This window comes from Nocardia sp. NPDC004260, from assembly GCF_053603155.1.
In genome coordinates this window covers 1-25,937 of sequence record NZ_JBSGEZ010000047.1, presented here as the reverse complement: position 1 = coordinate 25,937, position 25,937 = coordinate 1, and the positions used below count along the sequence as shown (strand labels likewise).

Sequence of the window (25,937 nt, the reverse complement as noted above, 5' to 3'; positions counted from 1 at the left end):
CCAGCGTGACCGACATCGACACGATCACCACCATCGACCGAATCCGCGCCCGCCACGGCCAGGCGGTGAGTATCGGCACCGGCTGCGACATCGCCGAGGACGTCGACGTCCTCATCGACCCCGATGCCAGCATCACCATCGGGGACGGAGTCAGCATCCGCCGCGGCACCACCCTGCAGGCCAACCGCGGGGGTCACATCATCATCGGCGACGACGTCGCGATCGGCGAGAACGTCGTCATCTCCGCCATGACCACCGTCCGCATCGGCCGCGGCGCGGGCCTGTCGAATATGGTCGATATCCACGACCACAACCACCGCCCCCGCACCCACGACACCGTCACCCCCGGGGACCCGATCACTCCGTGGGTCAGCGGCTTCGACGCCGCACCGATCACCATCGAATCCGGCGCCATCATCGCCAACAAAGTCACGATCACCGCCGGAGTCACCATCGGGCAGAACACGCGCGTCGGAGCCAACGCGGTCGTCACGGCCTCACTCGCCCCCAACACCACCGCCGTCGGTGTGCCCGCCCGCGTCATCGCCCGCCACCCCGGTCCGCTCGACCCCGCCCAGCCACGCCGACAGCTGCGCATCGCCTGGTTCGGAACGTCGCTGATGGAACACTACGAAGCCCACAACCCGCGACTGTCCACCCAAGCCGACCTGCCCGAAATCGGAGAACAACTCGCAGTCACCGAATGGCGCAACCGCGGCTACGTCCACGCGCTGATCAGCAGCTGGTCCATCCACTACCCCTGGATCACGATCCATTCCAACAATTTCGGCGAAGGAGGCGCGACCTCCCGAGACGTCCTGGCGATCCTTCGCGCCGCCGCCGACGCCGGCGGAAGCTGGGACCTCACCGTCCTGGGGGTGGGCATCAATGATGTCTGGCGCCACCACCAAGGCCGCAGCGCCGAAGCAGTAGGAATCGAGGAGTACGACACCAACATCCGCACCGCTCTCGACCTGCTCACCAGCCGGTCCCGGCGAGTCCTCGTGATCGGCGAACCCCCAATGGGATGGGAACCGGGCATCGACGTCGCCGCGGCGAATATCGACCTGGCCGACTACAACCGGCGCGCCCAACGCGCCGCCGCCGACGCGGGAGCGCACTTCATCGACATCTGGGACGACGTCATGTACACCGCGACATCCTTCGGGTGGTCACCGACAGCGCCGACCGCACCACCCGCAGGAGCGCCGAGCGTCTGGAGTGACGGAGTCCACCTCTCGGAGCTGGGAGACGAACTCTTGCGCCAACTCGTCACCGGGCACGTCACCGAACACCGGCTCCTCGACGGCCTGCTCACCCTCGATCGGCTCGACCGCAACACCGCCGCCCGCCTCTACTCCAGATGACCACCGACAACTCCACCATCGAGACAATCCAGGAAATCATGCGGCTGCGCGACCGGCCGCGGGTCATCTTCTGCGATTGGCACGGCGTGCTGTGCCGGAAACCGTTCTGGCACAGCATCACCGATGACCCCGGGCACTGCTTACATGGGATCCTCACTCGCGAGCTGGATCGGCTATTCACACCCGGCAACCGCGAGGGCCGCGACTGGATGTGCGGGACACGGACCTCCCGCGACATCCTCACCCACCTCGCTGCCCAGCATCGTGACCTGGACGTCGATCTCCTGCTGACCCAGCTCGTCGACGACATCGCCGCAATGCCCGTCGACCAGCCGCTCATCAACGCCCTGCACCGAGCGCGGTCCCACACGACTGTCGTCCTGGCCACCGACAACATCGACCAGTTCACCAACACATTCCGCACCGCCGCCGAACGAACCGATCACACACCGGCGACACCAGCGATAATGCAGACCATCGCCGCGCGATTCGATGACATACTCAGCTCCAGCGAAATCGGAGTACTGAGGGGTGAGGACCCAGAGTGCTTCTTCGGGCCCTGGCTGAAGAGGGCTGGACTGGCCTGGTCCGATGCGCTCCTCGTCGACGACCGGTCGGCCAACTGCCACGCATTCGAGAAACTGGGCGGCACGGCCGCCCAGTGGAGGACGCACCCGCCGAGTGAACGGTCCAATCGAAACCCGAGGAGGCAGTGATCGCTCCAGATACGACGTACTTAGCGCTGGCCAACACCGTGGCGAATCACCCGTCGATACAGGCCCATGCTCAAGGGCAGAACGCCGCCGGACTCATCGCCGCGGCCGCCCGCCATGTCGGCTTCGCCCTGATCGCCGTCGGATTGGCCGAGTGGGGCGCAGAACCCGACGGCCACGCGGAGATGCAAGCGCGCGTGTCGAACCAGCAGTTCGACACTCTGTCGTTGGCGCCGATCAGCTACGCCGCAGCGTCCGCGGTGAGCTGCCTGGACGCGTGCGCTGCTGCCGCATACCGGCTGTGCATAGGCACCACCAGAATAGAGTTGGATCTGAGGAAACTCGGCAAAGCTATACAGGACGGTGTCGCCCTGCGGCCGAACCTGCAGACGTGGGCACAAGACGCCTTGGCTGATCCCAGCTACCCAGACATGGTGGATGTGCGTCATCGGATGGTGCACCGCGACATCCCGAGCACGTCCGTGGTGGGATCTGCACCCGGACGCACAACCTATCGTGCCGGCGGGACAGACCGGACTCCCGAGGACGCTACACGTGTGTTCGCCGACATCGCGCAGCGCTACTACAAGAAGTTCATCGCTGCTGTTCTCACGGACTTCCCGTAGAGGCATCAGCCCCCTGAATCTGTACGGAGAGCGTATCGGCGCAGTGGAGAGACTCGGTGATCTATGAGCTGCCCGTCCACCGAGATACAAGGCGGCGGCTGCGATTACCAGCTGTTGTCGGGGCTGCCACACGTATCTGCACCGTGCTGGATCACGAGTCCGGTCGCGCGAACGGCGAAGGCAAATACGCTCTGCCGCTGACTAACTCGCGCGCAAGGCCCTCGTAGGCTACTAACGCACGGCCGAGCTGCTGGCGGTTCCTGCCTGCCGGGCCGTCCAGTACGAACGGATTGAACGAGACCCTGTGGAGGTGGACCATCCGCCCGAAAACCGCGCCCAAGCCCTCATGATGCTCCACCGCTTCAGCATTCGGATCTCCAAGGACCTCGCAGCTCACGAGGTCGATGTCGAGCATATGCCGCTGCGCATCCTCCCACGCACCAGCGAAGGGATCGGCACCGGCTGCAGACAACACCGGGACCTGCTCCGAGGCCCATACGACCTCCACGTCGCGCCATCTCGGCTGCGCCGCAGCCATGCGACGATGCGCATCCACAAGGCCCACGAGCGATTCGAGTATCCCGCCACGAAAATCACTTGCAGCGGCCATCCCCGACTCCGAGGCCCGCGCGAACACTCGCATGACGGTCGCGATATCCGGCAATGGCCCCAAGCCGTTGTCCACCGAAGGCCCCCCTTCCGCCCCAGATCATGGACAGCAGTGGAAAGTCCCGCGCTGGACCCATGCCATCCACAACCCAATATGTATGTAACGCAGTCCTTTTCAGCGCCAGCAGGTGACTCTACTGCCTCTCGGGCCAACGCACATCGGATCACCTCGCTGGGTCGCTCGGCAGCGACACCGGGGCGTGATCTGCGGACGGGCTATACCGGGCACAAACTCACGTCACCGATCGTGCGTATGGTGCCGTGGGTCCGGAGACACGCTGAACATAGGACGTATTGTGGGCTGCGAATCGCCGAATCGGTGACCGAGCTAGGCGACTGGGTCGGGGCCGGTCTTCCGAGACGCGATTCCAATGGGTCACTCAGCGCGGGGCAGCTGGTCTAAGTCGCTGTAGAGCTCGCTCACCAGCAGTTCGTTCCGATCGGCAACCACCACGTCATCGAGGTGCTCCTCGTGTCAGAGTGGCGAGGTCGTAGATTGTCGCCGTGGGTGAACACAGGCGTCGATGGCCGCAGCGCGGCCTCGGCGATCCTGCGGGTGCGAATGATGACATCGGCGGGGAGAACATCGTTCGTGGCGAGCCACGCACGCTCGCCGTCGAGCTGCAATACGATCTCGTCACGGCTTCGACCGGGCTGGGGCGGTGACGGCGCGTCGTGCAACATCCGTACCGCGGCACCAGCGGCAGCCCACGCCGCAGGCGAAGTGGTCGATGGTTCACCGAGACGGCCGAGGGCCACTCCGGGGAGGGCCGCTAGCGCGAGCACGGGCGGCTTGCGCTCCGATCGCGTACTCGATTCGAACTTGCGCGCGGTGCGCGCTCAGTCACATCGGGGGCATCCGGCGCGCCCGTCGTGCGCGGCCACCTCGTGTCGCCGCGCACGACCGCGTGCAGAATCGGCGCTTCGCGGGCGCATGCGCCAGCCGTTAACGCAACAAGCGCAGAAGCGTGCGCGTCGTGCTCGCCGACGTGGTGAGCGAGTTGCCCTGTCGATCCATCCACCGCGCACGATGTGCATGCTCAGTCTCCGCTGTGCCCGGTCGTACCTGGCGCGCGACTCTGTAACAGGCCACGCGCGGGCAGCCGGATTTCACCGGCCCAGGGGTGCCAGCCGGTGTGCTGGGGCAGCCAGGCAACGCGCGTTGCACGCGCGCAGCGGCGAGGAACCTGCTTCCCCTGCCGCCGCTCCAGCATCCAACGTCGGCATCTCTCGGCCGGCAAACTCGGTTCGACCGCGACCAAGATGCAACAGAGGTAGACAGCATCGCGCGCGCCCTGTATCGACCAGCCAGCGACAAAATCACGAGACCGAGCGCGTCCACTACCCGCATAATGAGCGCGCGCCGCGCGCGGTGAGACAATCGGCCCAAGTCAAGCGGCAAGACCGTCTCGCTCAGAGCGGACGGGGAAGCAGATGCGACGCAGCAGCGTGGCAACCTTGCCCAGCGACTAGGCGCGGCGCTTGGTGTGGTCGGGGGACGATTTCGGCGGTCGATGACCACCGGGACCGATACGATCAAAGCCAATCGCGGCAGCAACGTATCGAGGGGATGAGGCATGGCCGATCTCGCATCCGTCTATGACGCAGAAGCTCAACTCGCTCCCGAGTGGGGCGAGTGGGCTGATCTGCGTCGTTGCTACACCCAGATCGACACACTCTTCGACGAAACCCTCCCTGCGGTCCCGGTCGCCGAGGACTTCACGACCGGTGAGAGCGTGCCACCACGGCCCGCGGCCGGACGCTACACCCCCTCCATGCTCGAATGGGTGGAACACTGTGCGTTCGCACTGTTCCCGACTCGGGAAGCGCTGGAAGACAACGCCGTTACCGCTGACCAACTCGTCTGCTACCTGACCGAGTACCTGGTCCGCAACGCTGGCGGGCTGATGGTCAACGTGCCCTCCAATGGCACCCCGGTGTACCACGGGATCGGGCCGTCGGTCTGCTACGACTACACCTCCGAGGTGGACAACCCGGTGGACATGCTGCTGTCGATGATCGAACACGCTGATGGTTTCACCGACGATATCGCCGACCGCATAGACGATTACTGCGATTCGGGAGCGCACCCACGGTAGTGGGCACCGGGTGCGGCGGCGGGGGGACGGTCGAGGATGTCCGAGGAGGACGAGAGACGTCGCCGAAGCGAACGATCCCGCAAAGCGCGCGACCGTGGCCGCCACTTCCATCGAGGGATGGCGCAGCAACGCGGCGAAACCCGCGCGAACGGGTGGCGCCACGAGGCAAAGATTGAACTCGGTAAGGGCAAGGGAAACACGCGAGTTCACGACACCGCCCGCGTCAACGAGCAGGGTGGCCGGGACTTCACCGAGTACAAAAGTGGTGTCGTAATCCGTGGCGACGCCCACACCCTCAACCAAATCCGCCTGGACCGGGAAGTACTGACCCGCGACCCACACGCAACGGGCACTTGGGTGATGCGAGTAGGGGCCGCGGATCCCACAGTCCGCAAGCAACTCGACGGGCTGCGACGCGACTTCCCCGAGCGCTTCCAGATGGTGGAGGTGTCCCGCGCTGAAGCCGAGAAGGCACGCAAACTCGGCCGGGCACTCGAGCAGCAGGCGCGCGGAGTGCAACGTGAGATGCACAACGTACCGGAGCTGATACGCCAGCAGCAACAACGGCAGCAGGAGGCGAAAGCGCGCGTCCAAAACGCCGTACAGCGAGCACTCGAACGCCAAGAAGCCCAGAAGGCAGCCGAGAACGCCCGCCAGCAACAGCTGGACCGCATCCTGCAAGCTCAAGCGCAACTACTGGCGAAGCTACCGCCCGACGTCGCCCGCATCCTGGCTGTGAGCATGCCGCCACCTGCCGAAGAGCTGAACCGGCAGCCGCCGACCCCCGGCACCGGCACCACCCGCGCCGGGCGTGAAGCCCGCGCACTCGCACGCGAACACCAGCGCGAAGCACGCGGACGCTAACCGTCCACGAACCCATCGGAGCAGCAGCTCTCGGCGATCTCGCCCCGCGGAGCATCCCCGACGCGCGGGGCCGAGGCGTCGGACCGGCGAGCTATATGGCCAGACCATCCCCGCGTGTGCGGGGCCGACGGCGCCGAGTAGGGCGACGACGTGCACGCCCGGGATCATCCCCGTGTAGCCAACTGTGGATAACCGCTGGGTCGTGGGGCAGGTTGAGTTTGCCGCTGTCGTCGCTTCCTTGAAGATACAACCGGAGTTGAAAGCTGTGTCAGGTCCGCAGCGGACGGCACGGTTTGGTCAGTTCGAGCATTTCGAGACTTCCCGCCGATCGGTCGCCCGGTCTACCACCGGTTGCGGACGTTCTTCGCGCCGCCGGGCCGTTGCTCTTCGAACGTAGATCTCCGCCTTGAGGGATTCGGATTTGGCTCAGACGGCGCTGCGGGCATCGGCGGCTTCGTTGGCCACCGACTGCTGATCGGACCAGTCGGAGTTCCCGGTCACTCACGTTCCCCAGCGCCACGGCCGCTGGTGGGCGGCGTCGGCGGCGTTGCCACCTGCATGTCGGTGGATGAGGTTGACTGGTCCAATGCAACTAACCATCGAGCACCAGGGTGTCTGGATTCCGTGGGCAGAGGGAAACCCGTCCGCACGCGCCGAGCATGAGTCGGCGCTGATGAGCCGGGTCGAATCAGAAGGCGGGAACCTGTCCGACGCTGTCCGCGTCGCCGGAGCCTTGGGCGGAACGCCGTTCGGGCTCGGCAACGACCGCACGGTGACACCCAAATCCCAGAAATTGCATCTACGAAGAGGGTTGGCGTTTGTCGACTACCCCACTGTCAAAGAGATGGCGATGGCGGTGTCCGTGGCCAAGGGCGGCATTGTGGCGGTCTTGGAGGGTCCGCCCGCCTCGGGCCTGGCGGACCTCAAAGGTTGGGCCTCCGCAGTACGGGCCGTCGACGCTCTTTCCGGCACCCCTGCAGAACCTCCCACAGATGAGGTCCTTTCGTTGTTCGAACAACTGGTGCAGTACGGCAACAACGGCTATCACGACTGGAAGCACAACTACTTCGTCCGAGAGTTGGTCCCTCAGATCACCTCGGACATCCGCGCCGCCGGCTACACGAACGATTTCATCGTCAGCTACCTGCTTGCCTACGGGTTGAACGACAGTAACGAGAAGAGCCTGCGCAAGGTCATCGACGGCTGATGGTACGGATGATCTGTGTTGCCGGGTGCCCTCGATCAACAGGGGGGTCTTGGCGGACCGTCGTGCGCACCGTCTACGGTAGCGCCCGGCGGTCCACACCAGCACGGTGGCAGGATCGGCCGGGTACGGCCAGGAACGGTGCGAGTTCGCTGCTGGGCCCCTTCGGCGTCTGGGCGGGACTCTGCCTATGAGGCTGCGCTGCTGGGTGTGAAGATGACAGCCCACTCGTTGTCGTAGCGGCCGGGGCGGCAGCTCAGCGCGAATGTGGCAGGGCTGGTAGTGATGTGCTTGAGGGTGCGGGGTCTGTAGTAGTGAGGCTGCGCGTCCTGGTCGTAGCTCTCGCGTTCGTGTACCGGATGCAACTGGAGGTTCCAGACCGTTTCGGTGTCAACGTCGAGCACGAAAATGCCCTCGTAATGGCGGTTATCGACCCAGAGGAGTTCACGAGGCACGCGGGTTTCGATTCCTTCTTCGAGGGGAGCCTGGGCGATGTCCAGCAGAACCTGTGCACGTTGGTCGGTGAACACCCACAGGGTGTGCAGGAACCCCAGCCGACGATCGATGCGAGTCCGGGCTTTCATGTCCTCGACCGAGATCGCCGAATCTTGTATCTCGACAGCCACACGAGCTGACCCCGCGCGGGCGGGCACGGTGACAGCGACATCGACGCGGCGGCCGTGCCGGTGGTGGACCTCCTCAAGGTTGACCTCGTAGCCCTGGCTGCGGAAACGTGCGGCCAGTAGTTGCTTGGCCCGCAGGTGGGTCACGCTCTCTGGTTCGCTCCAGCAGTCCGAGCCGGGCAGGTGCGCGAAGTGCGCAACCTTGACCCGGCCCCGCTTCAGCAGCACGGGCCCCGCACATGCCGGACACGTGAACTCATCCGCTGGCAGATCCCGTGATGCCTCCGCCTTGTCTCCGCTGGCGTCGCGGGCAACGAGCACAACAAACCCCCTGGGCCGCAATAGTCCAACTCTCGATTCCGTCGGCGAGCGCCAACGGCCTGCTACCAATTCAATTCTCCACCAACGACTTCGCCTCGATCGCCATTCGACTGCAGAAGTACCGAGATCGTTCGACACAGGGAGCACGGGCTGCGCCGCGGCAGCTCACGGCGAACCACGGGCAGTTGCAGCGCCGCTGGCGGACGGGCGGAGGCTGCCGTGGCGCCCGCTCGGGCTGGTCGGAACGAGCGCCGCGAGATAGTCGGTTTCGACGACCCGCCCGACCCCGACAATCCATACGAATTCCAGCCGCCGGGCGGACTGTTCGTTGTGGCCTACTCTTCCGGCGGCGACCCAATCGTCTGCGGCGGATACAGGACTTACCTCCAGCAGACAGCGGTGGTGGAAGTCCGCAAGATGTACGTCGGCCCACGCAGCCGACCTGGCCGCCGCACTGATAAAACTCGCCCCGGTCCAGCACCCGTGCAGACCTGGTTACTCGGTCACGGCTGGGGCGAGCACCCCCGGCACAGGCTGATCGGCGCCGAGCACGCGGGATGAGACAGCTGTCCGGCCATACGGCGGGGGGAACGGTGATCGCGGTCGCTGGACTGCGCTGGGTCGACAGCGCCGTCGGGGTGCGCGGTGAAGCGGTCCAGCAACACGGACCGCGGGCGCGGGCACCACCTGCCGTTCGACGGCCCGGCCCAGCGCACAGATCGCCGCCATTCGTGGGCATGCACCGAGAGCCGCGCGTCTCAGGTGCGGCTGGTGTCGAGTCGGCGGTGGATGTAGGACAGAAGGCTGAACAGGTCGTAGAAGTCGATGCGGGCTTCGGTTGAGCCGTGGCGTGTGGTGTGGGCACGCGGATTTCGGTAGTGGCCATGCACTCCCAGCAGCAGGTTCTTGAACCCTCTGTGCTCGCTGATCAGCGAGGCGTTATCGAAGCTGTTGATGAACAGTTTCGGCTGGATGCGGTTGGTGCCGAATGCTTCGTCGTACAGTTCGGCTCCATCGAGGCCGATCCCGGTAAGCGCGCGGACACGGTCGGGCACCGATTTCGCGGCTTCGCTCATCGCGTGGAAGAGATCCTTCACGATCACCTCCTCTTCGGTGTACTGCAGCAACACGGCGTGGGTGTCACGCCGGATCAGCTCAGTACGCAGCTCGCCTGCCAGTTTCGCGGCCTCGGTCAGGGTGGCGGCCTTGGCGCCGTGGGCAAGTTTTCCGTTGTCGGTGACGAAGTAGCCGTGCAGGATCAATACCGCGTTGAGCTGATCGCGCAACGCTTCCCATCGGCGCTGATCTTGCACGTATCGCGCGGGCGCCATCGCGCGTGCAACGAATCCGCCGAGCGCATTTCCACAGCCCTGACGGACCTGGACGTTATGGAGGGTGCGATAGAGCCGGTCACGCTTGTTGCTGCCGCCGTCACTGGTGATCCGAATCTGCTCGAGCAATCTGTCGATCTCGGTGTTGGTCAGTCCGGGGTAGTCGGTCTGAGCGAGGACATCGGCGATCGACTCGGTCATCGTGATGTCGAAGATCGGGATTCTCTTCACCGACGCAGTGCTCATATCGTGCGATCTTGCCGTAACGGTGGGCTGGTGAGCCACCACAATTCGCACAACCTCCGGACGGAATGCCGACACACGGCCGTGGGTTCACGATGGGATCGACCGCTGCCTTGCGGCTTTGATCGCTTGTTGGACTGGCTCGGTCTCTGTCGACCAGATACCGAAACCACCGACTCCCATGTGTCGGGTCGATTCCGCGACTTCCAGCATGGCGTCGCCGAGCGCTTCGTCGTTGACCTCGCCCAGCAACGCGGTGCGGAAGTGGTGGTCGGTGGCGAGCTTTGCCCACCAGGGTTCTGAACGTCGGGAGTAGTAGTTGCCGAACGAAGGGTAGTAGCCGCTGTCTTGTTCCCCGGCGCGGCGGCCGGGCCGGGTAGTGACGATGAGCGCTGCCAGCGCGTCGAAACCGCAGAGCGCATCCAGCACCTGATCGCGGTCGGGGATGGCAGTGCCAGGCTCGGCCTCGTAGCCGCTGTCGTCCACGACGTATGGTCGCAGAGCTGGCAGGTGGTGGGTGATTCGGCGCGCTGGCGGGATCAAGCCACCGAGTTCGTTTTGCCCGTTGATCTTCGGGAAGAGTTCGCTGCGGTAACCCATGGTCAGACCGTGTCGGAGCCAGGTCGGCCAGAACGCCTCGGGCGAGGGTTGCAGGGCGAGCCTGCGGACGATGTCCCATTTGCCGAGGTATACCGCGAGACCGCCCAGCGCTTCGGCACGGAAGACTATTTCGAGCCACAGCAGCGCCAGCAGCTTGGGATCGGTGTGCCGCGGCACGGGTGGGTAGCAGTAGATCTTCGCCAGCTGGTCGATGACCGAGGTCGCGGTGTCATCGTGGTCGAGGGTGAGCGCGATCCCGGCGAGGGAGATCAACCGGTCGAGGATCGTTCGGTACTCGTCGATGTCTTCGCGGTCGGCTGCGGCCAAGGCATCACCGGGCGCTCCGAGGAGCAGCAGCCGCACCGGCACCAGATCACGCTGGCGCAGCATCTCTAGAACGGCACCGTCGAACGACGCCTTATCCAGCTGCCACGTGAGCGCCTGCGCTGGGCCATGAGCAATGGACTGACCTTGCGCGCCAGCCTGGATCGCGGCAACAGTAGCAGCGAATTCCTGCCGATGCTGCTCGCGCAGTCGGGCATCACGCGCAGCGAGCAGATCCTCGACCTCGGCCTCTTCCCACCGCACACTGGAAGTGCCACGCCGGAGAAACACATCGCCTGGACGAAGCACGTGCTTCGGCTTTCCGTGCTTGGGGTACTCGCCGAGCGCTTTCACGACGGTGAAGCCGAGCGGGTGGCGGGGCACATACACCAGCACGACGTGCGATCCGTTCACGACATGCTGGGCGGGGATGACGTGGGTCGGGTGGAGGAACTTTTCCAGCTTCTGCCGCAGATTGGCCTCGTCGAACTGCTTGGCCAGCGGCTCAGTCATGTCGCCTGTCAGCTGGCCCTGGTCATCGGCGCCGATCACGATGTAGCCGCCGCAAGCCCGCATGGCGGCGACATCTTTCGCGAACTCCACCAACGAAGGGTGGTCGTTGAGGTCGACTTCGCTCTTGTAGTCCAGGTTCATCAGTTCGGTGCCCAGCGCAAGTAGTGCCTTGACCTTCTCTTCCGAGACAACCGGTTCGACGACGATGGCGGCAGGCATTCCCATGTGCTGCAACGTAGCGCTCCGACGTCTGGGGCCGGGTCCGGGGGCAAGGTCGACGCGGCGCCAGCGGCGCAGGCAACGACTCGACGTTTCCGAAAGCTCGATCCTCGCGCGACATCGACCTCGCCGACGACTTTGAGCAGACCACCGACCGGGACGCAGGTGACCGGTCACGGGACCCGCGCCGCCAGCACACACGGCGACGCATCAAGGTTCGGCACGAAAAGCCGGTATCGGTTGGTGGCCTGAATGTGGTGGTATTCGACCGTGGATCGGATCGAGCAGTGTGCGTCATTGGACAGCGTTGATGCGGATGTCCTGCGGAAGTGGGGATCGGCGTGGCTGGATCTCCGCCATGCCGACTCTGTCTTGGAAGCACGACTGAATACTCCGGTCACGCCGTCCAATCTGTTTGTGCGCAGAGCTCTGTGGGAGGCGGCGGTAATCAGCTACGGTCGTGTCGGTCAGAGTACCCGTCGGAGAAAGATCGACCTTGCCGGGCTTTTCGCAGCGTCAGGCGATCCAGACGCCTCGAACTTTCACGACACCATCAAGGAGTGGCGACACGGGCATGTCGCGCACCGAGCAGATGCTGCGTTCGAGTCGGTCGACGCACTGCTCTGCGTCGATGCCTCGTTGACACCCAGCGCGCTGAAGCTGGTGATCGAGACTGACATCGGACCTCAGGACGATGAGCAACTGGCCGAGAAGTTCCGTGCACACGTCATCCTGCTCCACAACACCATCTGGGAAAGATTCATGGTGCCGCTGGCCGCAAAGCTGACCGAGAAAGCGCAGCGCAACACGGTCGATCCCGGATCGGTGATGCCGTACCCAACACCGTCGGCTCATGGATTCATCGCAACACTCACACTCTGGGACAGGTCCGGACTGTCCGAAACTGCGTAGCAACAGCGCCGGTGCGGCCGACCCCTCGCACGGCCTGTGGTGAGGCCACTGCACCGGGCAAGCCGACCTCTACGCCCACACCCTCGCCGACCTGATCGCCAGCCACCCGCACCTGACCGCCGCCAACCCCGCCCTGCGCACCGCGACCCGAGCCGCGCTCGACCGAATGAGCGGCGACCCCGAACTCATGCCCCAGGCCCGCCACGATCTGGCTAACGTGGCTTACGCAGTACGCATGTCCAGCCGATGACGCGGAGGAACACCTATGGATGCACAACAGCTCGGCCCCAACGCCGCAGCCGAAATCGCCGCCTTCGCCTTCGAGCTGGGCAACCTTAAACGCGAACCCCGCAAAGGCTGGCGCCAAGCCCACATACCCAACCCGGAATCGGTCGCTGACCACACCTGCCGAGTTGCGCAACTCGCCTCGATCATCGCCGCCGTCGAGGGCGGCGACCCGGCCGCGGCCGCCCATATGGCGGTCTGGCACGACAGTCAGGAAACCCGCACCGGCGACAACAACAAGACCTCCACGCCCTTCATGACCGTCGCCAGCCACGAGGAGGTGACCGCTGCCCAGGTCGCCGGACTACCGCAAGTCGCCCGGGAAGCGTTGCAACGCACCGTCGCCGAGTTCGAGGCCCAAGCCACTCTCGAAGCGGTGTGCGCCCGCGACGCCGACCGGCTCGAATGCCTCATCCAGGCCCTCGAATACCAAGCAGCAGGCAACACGCTGATGGAGGAATGGATCCACGACTCCTACACCAAGCTGAAAACGACCACCGCGATCCAGATCGCCGATGCCGCCAAAGTCACTTCGCCACTCAAATGGCGCCAATAGGCGAGTGAGCACTCACCTCGCTCACCGCCAAGGGCCAGCAAGCGGCGAGATAGTCGTCGATGGGGATCTTTTCGCGTCGGACATGGTCCCTGTGCCGAAGTTTCTGGTGCCGGCCAGCTAGGACGCATTCCAGCTCGGCGACCACTTCTTGCCACGCAACCAGGCAGGTGGCTGTCAGCCTGCCATCCGCTCCTGGCGCCGAACTAAGAGCCTCCGCGCGCACTGTGCATGGCGGTGCACACGGACCGTCGACGATTCCGCCCGCCCTTCTGCGCAGGCGCGCGCACCGCGCATATAGCGCGCACTGCGCGCGGTCACCCCCGTGTAGCTCTAGCGACGCTCATAGTCGACCACCACATCTGGCTGTCACGACCACCGCCGCAGCAATCAACTTCTCGTAACCGAATCCGGGTCGCGATGTCCTCAGGACAGCGTGTCGGGCACCCCCCAGGGCCGGTAACTTGGGGATACCTCTTGGCACGTCACAGCACCAGCGCAACGGCATCCGGCCACAGCTCGCTCCACACCACGCGGCAGGACTGCGGCTTCCCGATTCCTGCGGGTGCAGTTGCCGTACTCGCCGGAGCGGCCGCTGGTCGTTGCGGCTGCCGTTCGCGGTTGAATCAGGAGATGGTGGATTCTGCGGTCGTAGCCGTTCTCACGCCGTTCCAGGCCTCTGGGCGGATCGACATTGCGGCGTTGACCGACTACCTTCGATTGCTCGCGTCCGCAGGGGTGGGCACGATCTTGGTCAACGGAACCAGTGGGGAGTTCGCCGGTCTCACCGCCGGTGAGCGGCGTTGCGTCCTCGAGTACTGCCGCAGCGAGTGGGCGGGGACGGTGATCGCGCATGTCGGGGCGACGGCGGTGGCCGATGTCCGCGCGGCGGCGCGCCATGCCGCGGAGCATGCCGACGAGGTGGCGGTGATCGCGCCGTACTTCTTCGCCGAGGCGCCCGAGTCCGGCATCGAGCAGTTCTTCCGCCAAGCCATGACCGGCATCGCGCTGCCTTGGCTGGTGTACAACTTCCCACGCCACACCGGTAACCCGGTCAGCCCGGTGGTGGTGGCACGGTTGGCGGGGGAGTTCCCGCAGCTGATTGGTGTCAAGGACTCGGGTAAGGATCTCGCGATCACCCGGGCGTACAAGACAGGCTGCCCGCGGCTGTCGGTGCTCGTCGGTGACGACCGCGCCGCCGCGCGGCTGGCTGAACTTGGCCTGGACGGGGTCGTCACCGGCGCAGGCGGACCGGTCGCCGAGCTGCCGGTCGCGATCACCGCAGCCGCCAGGGCTGGTGATGAAGCCTCGGCGAGTAGCTGGCAGCGGGTCTTCGATACCTACAGCGACACCCGCAAGGCGATGGGGTTATCAGACATCGCGTTCGCCAAGGCCGCAGCAGCCACACGGCTGCCCGGCTTCCCCCTACGGGTACGGGCGCCACTGGTGGGTGTCGACGAGCAGCAGCGCACCCGCATCGAACGATTGCTCCGCAGTCAGACGCTGCCCGCGATCGACGCGCTGCGCGCCGACTCTCGTCAGTGACCGCCCGCCCCGACGGCTATCCCTCGGCGGGGGAGGTGGCGATGACGAGGTCACAGAAGGCGTGGGCGAGGGCGCGGACTCCGCTGTCGAGCACTTCCTTGCGATAGATTTCCCAGTCCGCCAGCTTGGGTGCGTCGCGTTCGGCGTCGCGCGCGATCATCCGCGCGCGGATCACCGGCTCGGCCGCATCGAGCCAAATCGTCACCAGAGGAACCGATTCCGGGAGGCCAGTGTAATCCCGGAGGTGATCACGCAGCGGCATCTCGCGCGTGGCGGCATGGCGGATGGTGGACAGGAACGGGGCATCGAGCACGACCGGGTGTGTAGCGGCGACGGTGAGTCCGGTCCGGATGAGCCCGTCGTAGATACCGGGCCCCACGAGCGTCCGGTAGGTATCGGAGTCGCGATCGTGGGGATCGCCGGTCAACTTCCGCATGACCGATTGCTCCAGCAACGGCGCGAACCGATCCTTGTCCAGCACCGGGGCACCCAACACGTTCGCGAGATACGCGGCGGCCGTCGACTTCCCAGACCCCGGGAATCCTGCCACGACGACAGCGCCACAGGAGTGCAGTCCGGTGACCGCGTCGCGCAGCGCCCCGGCCACCGGCTGGGGCAAGGCGGTGCTGAGTGCTGGGTGATCATCTGTCATGTGATCAGTCCACCACAAGACATTCGCGAAGTCGCGGAGCCGAATGGTCGCTTCTCGCGAAATGCACTGTGCTGCAGCTTTTTCTGTCGATTCGGGCGTCGTCTAAAGGCAGGGGCTCTGGCGAGGAGTCCACTCATCCGCAGCAGCCTACTAAGTGGGCGGGATACCGATGATGGTGATCGACGTGCAGACCGGGTTCGTCGTCCCGTGCTCGCAGCATGTCGTCCCGGTCGTCGATCACGTCCATGTCTCGCTCGCCGCTGCGCTCAACGCGATGCTCCTCAGGCCCTGTGTCAGCGGCTGGCGCGCGGCGGAGCGCTGGTCTGTACGCGCGGTCCGGTACGGCGACGCGCGTGTCGCGCGCGCAGCAGGCGCGGCGGCCTTCACAAATCGTGACTGAGCGCGCGCACCGCGCGCGATGCTGGATTCAGCAATACTGGCGGCGGAGGTGGCGTCGATGAGGGCCAGGCGATCGCGGTGTCGCTGCCGCAGCGACATACGAGGCGCCAGCCGCGTTCTATTTCCGTCGCGCTCGGGGGGTGCAGTGGCTGCGCGCGATCAACGGCAGTGCCCGGCACCCACCTGCTGCACCGCCCACCACACCCCGTCTCAAACGCTACCCGGCAGCGATTTGTCCCGGATCTCCAGATTTTTGGCCGCAGTCGGGCTGTGCGGAGCAAGCCATCGTGGTGAAGAGTTCCTCCAGGTCGTCACAGGCGGCATCGAGATCGTCGAAAGCCATCATGCGCTTCTTGATCCGTCCGGCGAACGGCCCGAACCGCTCAGCTTCCACCTGTTTGACGTGCTCGAGGTCCCACACCGGTCGGCCCGCCTCGGTCCGCTCGGTTCGAGGTCCGAATACTGCCTCCAGGTCCTCTTTGCGGTAGCCCAGCAGGCGTAGATCAACCTCGGAGATTTGGCCGTGTTCGGCCAAGTCGCCGTCTTCGTTCTCCCACTCGGGTGTTCCGCGGTACTCGTCGATGACGCGCTCGTCGTCCAGATCGGATTCGTACACGCTCCCCATCAGAATTCCTCCCCGTTGGTGCCTCGGCGGGCTTGTGACCCGCCCCCACTGAGGAATTTACCGCGACGGTGGATCCAGTGCCGTAGAGGTGAGTCGGTCAGCGGACTCGGCAAGTAGAAGCCGAGCGAGCGATGTTGGTCCTCGTCTGCTGGCGCAGGACCGTAGGTGCCGGGTCACGGTGCGGTTGAGGCGAAGATCGTTGCTGCGTGTTCGAACCGCGGGTCAGTTGATGGTGTCTGGCGATGACCTACGCGGCCGAAATGAGGGTGTCGAATCGGGTTCTGAACTGGTCGGCGTCATTGCTGCGGGATTGCTGCGCGGCGCGGTAGACGGGGCGCAGTTCGTTGACTAGGCGGGCCGACTGCACGGGCCCTTCGAGCATGGTGAGGGCGGTGAGTCCTTCGGTGAGTGCCGTGGTGGTGTCGCCGAGGAGGGCGAGGCAGGCTGCGTAGTAGGCCCGGTAGGACGCTTCGTCGCGAAGTGGATGAGTGCCGCTGATGACGCTGCTGTGGTAGATGGTGACGGCTTTGTCGTGCTGGCCGAGGTAGCGGCGGGCGTGGGCTTCGATGGTGCGGATCTCGGATTCGGTGATGTAGTGCAGCCGGATCGGGTCGTTGGCGTCGTCGAGGCCGCGATCGACCTGGCGCCAGGCGGCGGCGAGGGCGCGTTCACATTGGCTGCGGTCACCGATAGCGGCGAAGGCGACGCCTTCGCGGGCGGCGAGCAGTGCTTGCAGGCGGGCGGAGGGGTCGTGGCGGCTGCGGTCGCTGGCGCGCAGGCTCAGTTGCAGGGCTTCACGCATCCGGCCGCCGGTCCATGCCTGCTGCCGTAGGGCGTCGATGATGTCGGCGGCCAGTGAGTCGTCTCCGCCGCGTTCGGCGAGGATCAGCGCGTCCTTGTAGCAGGTGGCGGCGGTGGCGTGGTCTCCGCTGTCGTAGGCCAGCCAACCGCTGACCAGGCCGAGATTTGCTGCGACCGCGGCGAGTTCGGTGCCGGTACGTGGATCGTAGTCGGCGTGGTCGAGCAGTTGTTTGGCGGTGGCGAACTGGTCGAGCGCAGTCTGGACGAGGCCGCCGCTGCCGAAGTCGTTGTCGTGTGCCCACAGCTGGTCGGCGACATCGGCCAGGTAGCGCACGTGGTCGGACCCCACGAGTCGGGCAGCCGCAGCGTGGGAGGTCGCTGCGGCCGGGGTGGTGGTGAGGGCGGCGGCGAGGATGAATGCGCTGGCCTGCCCGAACTGCCTACGGTCCACGTCGGCTCCTTCGCTGTCGGTGATTTCGATGTTCCCAACGTCGGACGTTTCGAGCAAGGCGGGCAGCAACGCCAGCCGCGGGATGCCCAGGGCATCGGCGGTGCGGCCCATCTGGTAAATGTCGCAGATCGTGGCGACCTCGTCGCGTTCGACACGTCCGGCGTGGGTGCGGTCCCAGTTCATGAGATCACCGAACCCGGCCTGGGTCATGCCCGCTGCTTTGCGGACCAACATGAACGCGTGACCTGGGCGTCTGGCAGCCAGGAAAGCACGGAACTCGGGTGTATTCCACGCAAAGTGTGAACTGTCGGCCATGGCCATCCCTTGATGTACGCCGATAGGCGTTGATACGGGACACACTGTAGGCCGCCTGCGGTGGTGTCGACCGCAGATTCCGCACATCCGTTTGTTCGATCGACGCTGTCGCCCAGGCACATTCGCTGCGCGAGGCTGGATCCAGCACCAGGCGCCGGGCCTGCGCCCCGAACCACCGCGTGCTCCCCGTGGGTGACGCCGGTGAATCACATGCGTATCCGGTGAGTGCCCCGGCGCCTGGTGTCCTCCAACTAAGGCAGGGAAGGTGGTCGAAGATGACACGCACGGTCGGCTGCGTCGTCGTGGGCGGCGGTATCGCGGGGTTGATGACCGCCGCGCGTCTCGCCGCTGCCGGGTGGACGGTAGTGCTGCTCGAGCGCGGACTGCTGGGATCCGGTGCGACGACCAGTAATCATGGCATGATCCACTCCGGCGCGCTGTATGCGCGCTGGCATCCGGAGATCGTCGCCGCGTGTCGGCAGGCGCAAAGCGCCTACCAGTCCTCGTTTCCCGAATGCGTGGTCACCACCGAGGCCTGCTGGTACTTGGCGCGTCCGGAGACTCTGCACACCTACGAAACCCTGTGGCGGCGCCACGGCATCGCCCACCACACCGTCGCAACGCCGGAGATTCGCGGACTCCTCCGCGACCAGGGACGCGACATTGCAGCGTGCGCTGTCGGTGAGCTGGTCATCGATACCCGCGCGCTGCTGGGCGAACTCGCCGCACGGTGTGTAGCCCTGGGCGTGGAGATCGCCGTGGCCACGGGCGCTCACCGCATCGTCGTCCACAACGGCGGCGTCCAGGCCATCGACACCGCACAAGGACCCATCAGCACACCGAATGTCGTGGTCTGCGCGGGAATCGGCACCAAACCATTGTTGGAGACCGCCGGTTCGGTGATCGGCGCACAACTGCGTTCGCGGCTGGAAATGATGATGGCCTACCCAGGACAGTTGCCGCGCCCGATCATCGGCTTGGAGTTCGGCTGGCCGGCACTGGCCCCCGCCGCGGCGGCCGGGACCGTGCTGGCCTCACGCTATGGCGGCGTACAGCGGTGGGTGGACCGGCCGGGCCGCTGGCCGGTCCCGGCCACGGAGGTCGCCGCCCTCGACGCTGAGCTGAGGGAATGGTTCGCGCCGGGCGTGATCGACCACGACGGTGGCGTCGCGTGGGTGTGCTCGAAAACCGAGCACACAGGGGCACAGCGGGATCAGTGGGGCACCGCACCGAACTACGCGGTCATCGACCACTGCACGAAGGAAGGTATCCGCGGGCTGTGGACTGTGCTGCCGGGCAAGATGACCCTATCGATGCACGCATCCCGCGACGTCGTGTCCCACATAACCGGCAGCAGAACGCCGTTGGATATGCCTGTCCAGCACCCCTTCTCCGACGGCCAGGCCGCCGAGCTGGTCGCGGTGTCCCCGTGGGCCGCGCACCGAGAGGTGCAGGCGCGATGATCCCACCCTTCACTGCGGCGCTTGCGGCCGACGAGATCGCTACCGTGCTGGCGGCGGTCGAGCAGATCCTGCGCTCGGGGCGGCTGGTACTCGGCCCGCACACCGAAGCGTTCGAGACGGCCGTCGCCGACATGGCCGACGCGCGCTATGCGGTCGCGGTCAACTCTGGCTCCACCGCGCTGGAGATCATATTCCAGGCCCTGGATGTCCGAGACCGCGTCGTGCTGGTCCCGGCGAACACGAACTACGCGACCGCGGCCGCAGCCCTGCACGCGGGCGCGCGGGTGCGGCTGTATGACTCGGGTCTGTATCCGGACCTCGCCGATCTCGAACGGCTGCTCACTCCCACGGTGGCTGCGGTGGTGGTCGTGCACATCGGCGGCTACGTGTCCCCGGATCTGCCGCGCCTGGCCGGGCTGTGTGAGCGGGCCGGGGTGCCGTTGATCGAGGACGCCGCGCACGCCCACGGCTCGGATCTGGCAGGACGACCGGCGGGCGGTTTCGGGTACGCCGCGGCCTGGTCGTTCTTCGCGACGAAAGTGGTCAGCACCGGCGGCGAGGGCGGCGCGATCACCACCAACGCCCCGGACCTGAACAAGATGGCCCGGATGTACCGCGATCAGGGCAAAGACCGCGAAGGCCGCCACATCGTCGCGGGCAACAGCTGGCGAATGACCGAGATCGGCGCCGCGACCGGTCTCGCACAACTCGACCACCTCGATACCGACATCGACGCCCGCCGCAGGGTGATCGACCGCTACACCACTCACCTGGACGGACACAGCCTCACCTTCCCCGCCATCAGCGGCGGTTCGCGGGTCAGCGGCCACAAATGCGTGGCGCTGCTCGGCCCCGGCATCGACCGACAGCGACTCGGCCGCACGGTGGTGGAGCGCGGTGTGCAACTGGCGCGCGGAGTGTATGAGGCGCCACTGCATGTCCAGCCGGTGTTCGCCGAGTTGAACACCGGCGACAGATTCCCGACGGCCGATGACTTCGCTGCCCGTCACATCTGCCTGCCGCTGTGGCGGGGCATGGACACCACCACCGTCGACCGGGTCATCGACGCCGTCACGACCAGCATCAACATCATCTGCAAGGGGTGAAATCCATTGGCCAACATCGTGTTATCGGGAGCGTCCGGATTCATCGGCGTGAACCTGCTGCGCCGCATCCACCGCGATCCCGCGTTCGAGCGCTTCGACCGGCTGGTGCTGGTGGATCCGCTCCAGTACGGGGTGCAGAAGATCCCCCCTCGGATCCTCGCCGATGAGCGCGTGAGCTTCGAGCAGACCTCCATCTACGCCCCCGGGGTGGCGGAGCGGCTCATCGGCGCCGGGGATCTGGTGATCCACCTGGCTGCGGAAGTCAACACTGCCGCGCACCCGCAAGACGGTGTCGGTGACGACCCGATCGGCTACCTGCGGGCGCTGTCGGACGCGGGGATCGGGCGGCTGCTGTTCATGTCCAGCGCCGACGTCTACGGCCTCAACGACTCCCAGAATTTGCTCGAGACCGACCCGGTCCGGCCCACCACCATCTACTCCGCCGCCAAGGCCGCGTTCGAGGCGTACCTGTCGGCATTCCACGCCAGCGAAGGGCTTCCAGTGGTGGTGTTGCGGCCGGTCACGATCTACGGCCCTGACCAATACCCGGGCTGGCTGGTGCCGGTCGCGATCACCCGCGCGCTGGCGGGGGAGCGCATCAGTATCGCCGGGGACGGGTCGGCGCGGCGAGACTGGATCCACGTCGCCGACGTGTGCGAACTCCTCGTCGCTGCCGCGCTCACCAACCGTGACGTGCACGGCGAAACGTTCAACATCGGCACCGGCAGTGAATGGACCGTGCTCAACCTGGTCAGCCATGTACTCGACCAGGCCGGTCGACCCGCAACCGACATCGACTTCGTCCCGGGCCGCCGCGGCGACCCGCAACGCCAGATCACCACCGCGGCCAAGGCCCGCGCCGCATTCGGTTGGGCACCGCGCATCGGGTTGCGCGAGGGCTTAAACCGCACCATCGCCGACTACCGGCAGCTCGCCGCGAGTGAAGGGTGAGTCGGGTGTATGTGCTGGGCATTCACGGAACATTCGGCCGCGCCGATCACGACGCCGCCGCCGTTCTGATCCACGACGACCGGATCGTCGCCGCCGCGGAGGAGGAGCGGTTCGTGCGCTACAAGCATGCCGTCGGGCTCATGCCCGACCATGCAATCCGCTACGTCCTACGCGAAGCGGGAATCAGCATGCACGAGGTGGATGTGATCGCATTCCCGCGCGCCACCTGGCGCGACTTCAATCCCCGCTTCGAGGCGTATCTGTGGTACCAGTTCGGGCACGTGCCCCCGGTCGAATACGTCGATCATCACCTCGCGCATGCGGCATCAGCGTATCTGGTATCGGGTTTCGACAAGTCCCTGGTGGTCACCGCCGACCAGGCCGGAGACGGGATCTGCGCGGCGGTGTTCCGCGGCGACGCAGGCACACTCACCCCGGTCGAGACCGTGCCGTTTCCCGACTCGATCGGCTTATTCGCGGCTGCTGTCACGCAATACCTCGGGTATCGCAGCCAGCACGACGAATACAAGGTCATGGGCTTGGCCGCCCACGGCGTCCCCTACCACCAGCAGCCGCTGCTGTCGATCGATGCCGGGCACCCGCACCTGAACACCAGCCTGCTGCACCGGGAGGTGTTCCACCGGCATCCGCTGTTTCACACCGATCAGCTGCCGATGATCGCCGAGGACACCCTGCCCGGCTTCCCGCCCCGGCGACTGCCCGGCGGCGCGCTGCACCGCGAACACGCCAACGTCGCCGCCACCGCCCAAGCCGCGATCGAAACCGCGGTGCGGGAACTGGCCGAAGGACACCGCCAGCCCGACGACACACATCTGTGCGTCGCCGGCGGGGTCATGGAAAACTCCGTCGCCGTCGGCAAACTCCTCACCCACGGCGGCTTCGCCGATGTGTACGCCGCTCCCGCCTGCGGGGACGCCGGAACCGCCCTCGGCGCAGCGCTGATAGTCGCCGCCGCCCACGGCCACCGCCCGCCCCGGCTGGAGGACACACGCCTCGGCCCGGCCTACAGCGATGACACGATCGAAACGGTACTGCGCGAATGCGGCATCACCTACCGGACGACCGACGACCCCGCCGCCAGCGCGGCGCAACTGCTAGCCGGGGGACAGATCGTCGCCTGGTTCTGCGGCCGCATGGAATTCGGGCCCCGTGCGCTGGGTGCCCGGTCGCTGCTGGCCGACCCGTCTTCGGCGGCGATGCGGGAACGGGTCAACCGCATCAAGCGACGCGAGGAGTTCCGGCCCTTCGGGCCGTCGGTGCTCGCCGAGCACCTTCCAGATCTGTTCGGCCGCAGCGATATTCGCGCTCCGTTCATGTCGTTCACGCTGCCCACCGCCGACGGTGCCCCGATCATGGCGGCCACGCATGTCGACGGCACCAGCCGACCCCAGAGCGTGCCGCCCGGTCCCGGCGTGTATCGGCGGCTGATCGAACAATTCCATCAGCTCACCGGGGTGCCCGCGGTGCTGAACACCAGCCTGAACTCCGGATGGGAGCCGATCGTCGCCGACCCGGCCCACGCCCTGGCGTTCTTCGGATCGTGCCCGGCCGATGCACTGGTGATCGGCTCCTACATCATCACCAAGGACAGGCACTGAGCGAATGGACGACTCGCTCGAGCTGCTGGCCGACCAGATCACCATCCACAAGCGCTACTCCCAACACCCCTACGACCTGGACAGCGATGTGGCCGACGCGCTCGCGCTCACCGGAGGCGAGCGGATCCTCGACGTCGGCTGCGGCACGGGCGAATTCCTGCGTCACATACTCCACAGCGGTCATCGAGGACACCTGGTGGGCATCGACATCCGGCCCGAAGCGGTCGAAGCCACCAACCGCACCCGCGGGTTACACGCATACCGAGCCAGCGCGGAGGACCTGCCGTTCGGTGATTCGGTGTTCGACCGGGCCGCCGCCAAGCATGTCCTGTACTACCTACCGGACCCAGGCCACGCGCTGCGCGAACTGCGGAGGGTAACCTGCCCCGGCGGGCGGGTCTGCGTGAGCATCAACCACACCCCGACAGCGCCCCGCATCCACGACCTGGTCGCCGCCCACGCGGCACCGCTCGGATTCACCCCACGGCCGGCCTCAGCGGTCTGGGCCGCGAAGCCCGCCCAGCCGGACTCGGTCACCGCAGCCACTGTGGCGCCACTGATGCAGGCCACATTCGGCAACGTGACCGTCCACCGCCGCGACAACGCCCTGCTGTTCCCCAGCGTGGAATCGCTGATGCGATACGCCCAGGTCATCCTGCGGTTCACCTGCGAAGTACCGTCTCAGAACCCGCACCACGACGTGATCCTTGCCCGAGTCGAGGCCGAGGTGCGGTCGTGGTTCACGGCCAACAACGACAGGTCGTGGCACGACGCGAAGGGCTACACCGTGTTCACCAGCACCCGATAGCCCAGACAGAAGGGGCGCACCGAAGTCCCGGGCTGACCAGGGTCCACACGCATCAGCCGATCAACGCTGCCAGGCGTGCGCCCGGCACGCCGTCCGCCGCTATCGAGCCGAACCCACCTGACTCCAGTTGAACCCGAGTTCGCCCTTATCTGCGAGGATGCGTTCCCACCACTCGCGGTTGTCGCGGTACCAGCGGACCGTCGCGGCGATTTCCGGTTCGAACTGACGTACCGGCCGCCACCCCAGCTCGCTCTCGAGCTTTTCTGGATTAATCACATAGCGGCGGTCGTGATTCGGCCGATCCTCGATATGCTCGATCCACTCCTCGGGATCCAGCCCCAGCTCGGTCACCACCATGCGGGCGATCTGCCGGTTCGTCACTTCCTGACGCGCCGAGATGTCGAAGATCGGCAACAGCCCCGGATCGGTCGCCGCCGCCTTCGGGATCGGCCCGAGCTCCGCATGCAACACCCGGTGCACCGCTTCACAATGATCCAGCACATGCAGCCAGTCACGACTTTGCAGCCCGTCGCCGTAGACCGGGATCTTGCGGCCCCGCAGCACGTTCGTCACAGCCAGCGGGATCAGTTTCTCCGGCAGCTGATACGGCCCGAAATTGTTCGCGCAATGGGTCAACCGAATGTTCATTTCGGGGTAGGTCGCCATGTAGGCGCGCACCATCTGATCTCCGGCCGCCTTGGCTGCCGAGTACGGGGTCTTCGCGTTCAGCGGGCTGCGTTCGGTGAACCACTTATCACCCGGGGGCAGCTCCCCGTACACCTCGATCGTCGACACATGCACATGCGAACGCACCGGGACCAGACGGCTGGCCTCGGCCATCACCTGCGCGCCCAGCGCGTTGGACCGCATGAACGCCGACGGGCCCAGGATCGCGCGGTCGTTGTGGGACTCGGCGGCGAAGTTGACAACGAAATCCGGCCGATACCGCCGGTAGATCGCCTCCATCACCTCGAGATCGGCGATATCAGCCTTCTCGAAGGTGATCCGCTCTATCACCGGGTCCAAGTTGGCCAGGTTCCCGGCGAACCCGATATAGTCCACCGCCACCACCCGCGCCTCCGGCTCCCGGCCCAGCAGGAAATGCACGTAGTTCGCGCCGATGAAGCCCGCGGCGCCGGTGACGAGGTAGACGGCCATGGCTGGCTAGCCTAGCCGACCCCTAGCCTCCACGGAGCCCTCAGACACCGCCACTGACCCTCGTCTGGTTCGTGGTCCGGGGTAGCGGCGCAGCCGCCGTCGACCAACTCGGCGTACAGCTCACGACCTGGCCGCGGACATCGACCCAGCGCCGAACTGATGGCTGCGCGCGTCGCGCGGACACCGCGTTTACGAACGCGATGATAGGAACTACTCAGCTTGGGCTCAGGTCACAAGCTCGGTGATCGAGCGTTCAGTACTCCGCCGCCGGTTCGGCTGGCACGAGGCTGTCGGTGCGGACGCTGAACGGGTAGCTGCCGGGCGAGTCGAGCACCGCCTGGACGAGCACATGATCCTCGTCTTCGAATTCCAGGACCTCGAACACCGAGACCCCGCCCGCCACTAAGTGCACCTTGTCGCCGACCTGCACCATGCCGGTGAGCCTATCTCGCCATACCGACCGGTACGGTGCTTGCGGCCGATCTTAGTGAGCGTCCGGGAACTTCGGTCACGCTCGGGTGAGTCGGCGTGACATGGTCATGATGGTGGCGATGTAGACCATGGCTTCGTGGTGGTCG

The 25,937-nt window shown here is 66.0% G+C and carries 25 protein-coding genes; 16 read left to right on the top strand and 9 right to left on the bottom strand.

The genetic code is table 11. The features are described 5' to 3' along the window. Positions 1 to 5 precede the first annotated feature (5 nt). Genes ACWEO7_RS25050 through ACWEO7_RS25040 form a run of 3 tightly spaced genes read left to right on the top strand, consistent with a single transcriptional unit; the run spans position 6 to position 2,706 of the window. Positions 6 to 1,367 (top strand): DUF459 domain-containing protein, encoded by a 1,362-nt coding sequence (locus tag ACWEO7_RS25050; protein WP_452426564.1) that lies wholly within the window; start codon positions 6 to 8, stop codon positions 1,365 to 1,367. Beyond that, positions 1,364 to 2,083, top strand: coding sequence for a hypothetical protein (locus ACWEO7_RS25045; RefSeq protein WP_452426562.1), 720 nt, complete (start codon positions 1,364 to 1,366; stop codon positions 2,081 to 2,083). Before ACWEO7_RS25050 ends, ACWEO7_RS25045 begins: the two co-directional genes overlap by 4 nt. Further along, the gene (locus ACWEO7_RS25040; RefSeq protein WP_452426560.1) at positions 2,080 to 2,706 is read left to right on the top strand and encodes a hypothetical protein; all 627 of its coding nucleotides are present in this window, start codon (positions 2,080 to 2,082) and stop codon (positions 2,704 to 2,706) included. The genes ACWEO7_RS25045 and ACWEO7_RS25040 overlap by 4 nt, the downstream gene beginning before the upstream one ends. A gap of 151 nt (positions 2,707 to 2,857) precedes the next feature. Here ACWEO7_RS25040 and ACWEO7_RS25035 read toward each other — a convergent pair whose 3' ends face one another. Continuing rightward, on the bottom strand, positions 2,858 to 3,391 hold the full coding sequence (locus tag ACWEO7_RS25035; protein WP_452426558.1) for a hypothetical protein: 534 nt from the start codon (positions 3,389 to 3,391) through the stop codon (positions 2,858 to 2,860). A 488-nt stretch (positions 3,392 to 3,879) separates the two neighbouring features. Here ACWEO7_RS25035 and ACWEO7_RS25030 point away from each other — a divergent pair, with 488 nt between their 5' ends. From ACWEO7_RS25030 to ACWEO7_RS25015, 4 genes are all read left to right on the top strand, one after another. Further along, on the top strand, positions 3,880 to 4,041 hold the full coding sequence (locus tag ACWEO7_RS25030; RefSeq protein WP_452426557.1) for a hypothetical protein: 162 nt from the start codon (positions 3,880 to 3,882) through the stop codon (positions 4,039 to 4,041). A gap of 911 nt (positions 4,042 to 4,952) precedes the next feature. Further along, a complete protein-coding gene (locus ACWEO7_RS25025; protein ID WP_452426555.1) occupies positions 4,953 to 5,474 on the top strand; it encodes a hypothetical protein in 522 nt (173 codons plus the stop codon). A gap of 117 nt (positions 5,475 to 5,591) precedes the next feature. Continuing rightward, positions 5,592 to 6,338, top strand: coding sequence for a hypothetical protein (locus tag ACWEO7_RS25020; protein ID WP_452426554.1), 747 nt, complete (start codon positions 5,592 to 5,594; stop codon positions 6,336 to 6,338). Between the two features lie 586 nt (positions 6,339 to 6,924). Continuing rightward, entirely contained in the window at positions 6,925 to 7,545 is a 621-nt protein-coding gene (locus ACWEO7_RS25015) for a hypothetical protein (protein WP_452426552.1), read from the top strand. A 185-nt stretch (positions 7,546 to 7,730) separates the two neighbouring features. Here the strand turns inward: ACWEO7_RS25015 and ACWEO7_RS25010 are convergent, their stop codons facing one another. The 3 genes from ACWEO7_RS25010 to ACWEO7_RS25000 form a co-directional block, all read right to left on the bottom strand. Beyond that, complete coding sequence (locus ACWEO7_RS25010; protein ID WP_452426550.1) at positions 7,731 to 8,486, bottom strand: competence protein CoiA; 756 nt, start codon at positions 8,484 to 8,486, stop codon at positions 7,731 to 7,733. Positions 8,487 to 9,244: 758 nt separating this feature from the next. After that, the gene (locus ACWEO7_RS25005; protein WP_452426548.1) at positions 9,245 to 10,018 is read right to left on the bottom strand and encodes a TIGR02391 family protein; all 774 of its coding nucleotides are present in this window, start codon (positions 10,016 to 10,018) and stop codon (positions 9,245 to 9,247) included. Positions 10,019 to 10,150: 132 nt separating this feature from the next. Beyond that, positions 10,151 to 11,716, bottom strand: coding sequence for an RNA-binding domain-containing protein (locus ACWEO7_RS25000; RefSeq protein WP_452426546.1), 1,566 nt, complete (start codon positions 11,714 to 11,716; stop codon positions 10,151 to 10,153). Between the two features lie 270 nt (positions 11,717 to 11,986). On the opposite strand from ACWEO7_RS25000, the gene ACWEO7_RS24995 reads away from it, so the two are divergent. From ACWEO7_RS24995 to ACWEO7_RS24985, 3 genes are all read left to right on the top strand, one after another. Continuing rightward, entirely contained in the window at positions 11,987 to 12,628 is a 642-nt protein-coding gene (locus ACWEO7_RS24995; RefSeq protein WP_452426545.1) for a hypothetical protein, read from the top strand. 265 nt (positions 12,629 to 12,893) lie between these two features. Further along, entirely contained in the window at positions 12,894 to 13,469 is a 576-nt protein-coding gene (locus ACWEO7_RS24990; RefSeq protein WP_452426543.1) for an HD domain-containing protein, read from the top strand. A gap of 630 nt (positions 13,470 to 14,099) precedes the next feature. Beyond that, positions 14,100 to 15,011 (top strand): dihydrodipicolinate synthase family protein, encoded by a 912-nt coding sequence (locus ACWEO7_RS24985; protein ID WP_452426541.1) that lies wholly within the window; start codon positions 14,100 to 14,102, stop codon positions 15,009 to 15,011. A 16-nt stretch (positions 15,012 to 15,027) separates the two neighbouring features. Here ACWEO7_RS24985 and ACWEO7_RS24980 read toward each other — a convergent pair whose 3' ends face one another. After that, the gene (locus tag ACWEO7_RS24980; protein ID WP_452426539.1) at positions 15,028 to 15,663 is read right to left on the bottom strand and encodes an AAA family ATPase; all 636 of its coding nucleotides are present in this window, start codon (positions 15,661 to 15,663) and stop codon (positions 15,028 to 15,030) included. Between the two features lie 169 nt (positions 15,664 to 15,832). Between ACWEO7_RS24980 and ACWEO7_RS24975 the strand changes: the two genes are divergently transcribed. Then, positions 15,833 to 16,063, top strand: a complete 231-nt coding sequence (locus tag ACWEO7_RS24975; RefSeq protein ID WP_452426537.1) for a hypothetical protein — start codon at positions 15,833 to 15,835, stop codon at positions 16,061 to 16,063. A 216-nt stretch (positions 16,064 to 16,279) separates the two neighbouring features. Here ACWEO7_RS24975 and ACWEO7_RS24970 read toward each other — a convergent pair whose 3' ends face one another. Next, complete coding sequence (locus ACWEO7_RS24970) at positions 16,280 to 16,687, bottom strand: hypothetical protein (RefSeq protein ID WP_452426535.1); 408 nt, start codon at positions 16,685 to 16,687, stop codon at positions 16,280 to 16,282. A 247-nt stretch (positions 16,688 to 16,934) separates the two neighbouring features. Next, entirely contained in the window at positions 16,935 to 18,149 is a 1,215-nt protein-coding gene (locus tag ACWEO7_RS24965) for a hypothetical protein (protein ID WP_452426534.1), read from the bottom strand. A gap of 380 nt (positions 18,150 to 18,529) precedes the next feature. On the opposite strand from ACWEO7_RS24965, the gene ACWEO7_RS24960 reads away from it, so the two are divergent. From ACWEO7_RS24960 to ACWEO7_RS24940, 5 genes are read left to right on the top strand one after another with little or no spacing between them, the layout of a single operon-like run. Then, on the top strand, positions 18,530 to 19,717 hold the full coding sequence (locus ACWEO7_RS24960) for an NAD(P)/FAD-dependent oxidoreductase (RefSeq protein WP_452426532.1): 1,188 nt from the start codon (positions 18,530 to 18,532) through the stop codon (positions 19,715 to 19,717). Beyond that, positions 19,714 to 20,823 (top strand): DegT/DnrJ/EryC1/StrS family aminotransferase, encoded by a 1,110-nt coding sequence (locus ACWEO7_RS24955; RefSeq protein WP_452426530.1) that lies wholly within the window; start codon positions 19,714 to 19,716, stop codon positions 20,821 to 20,823. Before ACWEO7_RS24960 ends, ACWEO7_RS24955 begins: the two co-directional genes overlap by 4 nt. 6 nt (positions 20,824 to 20,829) lie before the next feature. Next, a complete protein-coding gene (locus ACWEO7_RS24950; RefSeq protein WP_452426529.1) occupies positions 20,830 to 21,774 on the top strand; it encodes an NAD-dependent epimerase/dehydratase family protein in 945 nt (314 codons plus the stop codon). Further along, entirely contained in the window at positions 21,771 to 23,393 is a 1,623-nt protein-coding gene (locus ACWEO7_RS24945; RefSeq protein ID WP_452426527.1) for a carbamoyltransferase family protein, read from the top strand. The genes ACWEO7_RS24950 and ACWEO7_RS24945 overlap by 4 nt, the downstream gene beginning before the upstream one ends. 4 nt (positions 23,394 to 23,397) lie before the next feature. Then, entirely contained in the window at positions 23,398 to 24,201 is an 804-nt protein-coding gene (locus ACWEO7_RS24940; protein ID WP_452426526.1) for a class I SAM-dependent methyltransferase, read from the top strand. A gap of 99 nt (positions 24,202 to 24,300) precedes the next feature. Here ACWEO7_RS24940 and ACWEO7_RS24935 read toward each other — a convergent pair whose 3' ends face one another. Next, entirely contained in the window at positions 24,301 to 25,359 is a 1,059-nt protein-coding gene (locus tag ACWEO7_RS24935; RefSeq protein ID WP_452426524.1) for a dTDP-glucose 4,6-dehydratase, read from the bottom strand. A 253-nt stretch (positions 25,360 to 25,612) separates the two neighbouring features. After that, positions 25,613 to 25,792 (bottom strand): hypothetical protein, encoded by a 180-nt coding sequence (locus ACWEO7_RS24930; protein WP_452426523.1) that lies wholly within the window; start codon positions 25,790 to 25,792, stop codon positions 25,613 to 25,615. Between the last annotated feature and the right edge of the window lie 145 nt (positions 25,793 to 25,937).

Excerpts from the sequence above, each read along its gene's own strand:
- ACWEO7_RS24935 (WP_452426524.1), bottom strand. The coding sequence starts at position 25,359 with ATGGCCGTCTACCTCGTCACCGGCGCCGCGGGCTTCATCGGCGCGAAC.
- ACWEO7_RS24960 (WP_452426532.1), top strand. The coding sequence starts at position 18,530 with ATGACACGCACGGTCGGCTGCGTCGTCGTGGGCGGCGGTATCGCGGGG.
- ACWEO7_RS24930 (WP_452426523.1), bottom strand. The coding sequence starts at position 25,792 with ATGGTGCAGGTCGGCGACAAGGTGCACTTAGTGGCGGGCGGGGTCTCG.
- ACWEO7_RS25005 (WP_452426548.1), bottom strand. The coding sequence starts at position 10,018 with ATGACCGAGTCGATCGCCGATGTCCTCGCTCAGACCGACTACCCCGGA.
- ACWEO7_RS24940 (WP_452426526.1), top strand. The coding sequence starts at position 23,398 with ATGGACGACTCGCTCGAGCTGCTGGCCGACCAGATCACCATCCACAAG.
- ACWEO7_RS25000 (WP_452426546.1), bottom strand. The coding sequence starts at position 11,716 with ATGCCTGCCGCCATCGTCGTCGAACCGGTTGTCTCGGAAGAGAAGGTC.
- ACWEO7_RS24990 (WP_452426543.1), top strand. The coding sequence starts at position 12,894 with ATGGATGCACAACAGCTCGGCCCCAACGCCGCAGCCGAAATCGCCGCC.
- ACWEO7_RS24985 (WP_452426541.1), top strand. The coding sequence starts at position 14,100 with ATGGTGGATTCTGCGGTCGTAGCCGTTCTCACGCCGTTCCAGGCCTCT.
- ACWEO7_RS25020 (WP_452426554.1), top strand. The coding sequence starts at position 5,592 with ATGGCGCAGCAACGCGGCGAAACCCGCGCGAACGGGTGGCGCCACGAG.
- ACWEO7_RS24970 (WP_452426535.1), bottom strand. The coding sequence starts at position 16,687 with ATGGGGAGCGTGTACGAATCCGATCTGGACGACGAGCGCGTCATCGAC.
- ACWEO7_RS25015 (WP_452426552.1), top strand. The coding sequence starts at position 6,925 with ATGCAACTAACCATCGAGCACCAGGGTGTCTGGATTCCGTGGGCAGAG.
- ACWEO7_RS24955 (WP_452426530.1), top strand. The coding sequence starts at position 19,714 with ATGATCCCACCCTTCACTGCGGCGCTTGCGGCCGACGAGATCGCTACC.
- ACWEO7_RS24965 (WP_452426534.1), bottom strand. The coding sequence starts at position 18,149 with ATGACCCAGGCCGGGTTCGGTGATCTCATGAACTGGGACCGCACCCAC.
- ACWEO7_RS25025 (WP_452426555.1), top strand. The coding sequence starts at position 4,953 with ATGGCCGATCTCGCATCCGTCTATGACGCAGAAGCTCAACTCGCTCCC.
- ACWEO7_RS25045 (WP_452426562.1), top strand. The coding sequence starts at position 1,364 with ATGACCACCGACAACTCCACCATCGAGACAATCCAGGAAATCATGCGG.
- ACWEO7_RS24980 (WP_452426539.1), bottom strand. The coding sequence starts at position 15,663 with ATGACAGATGATCACCCAGCACTCAGCACCGCCTTGCCCCAGCCGGTG.
- ACWEO7_RS24975 (WP_452426537.1), top strand. The coding sequence starts at position 15,833 with ATGATGGTGATCGACGTGCAGACCGGGTTCGTCGTCCCGTGCTCGCAG.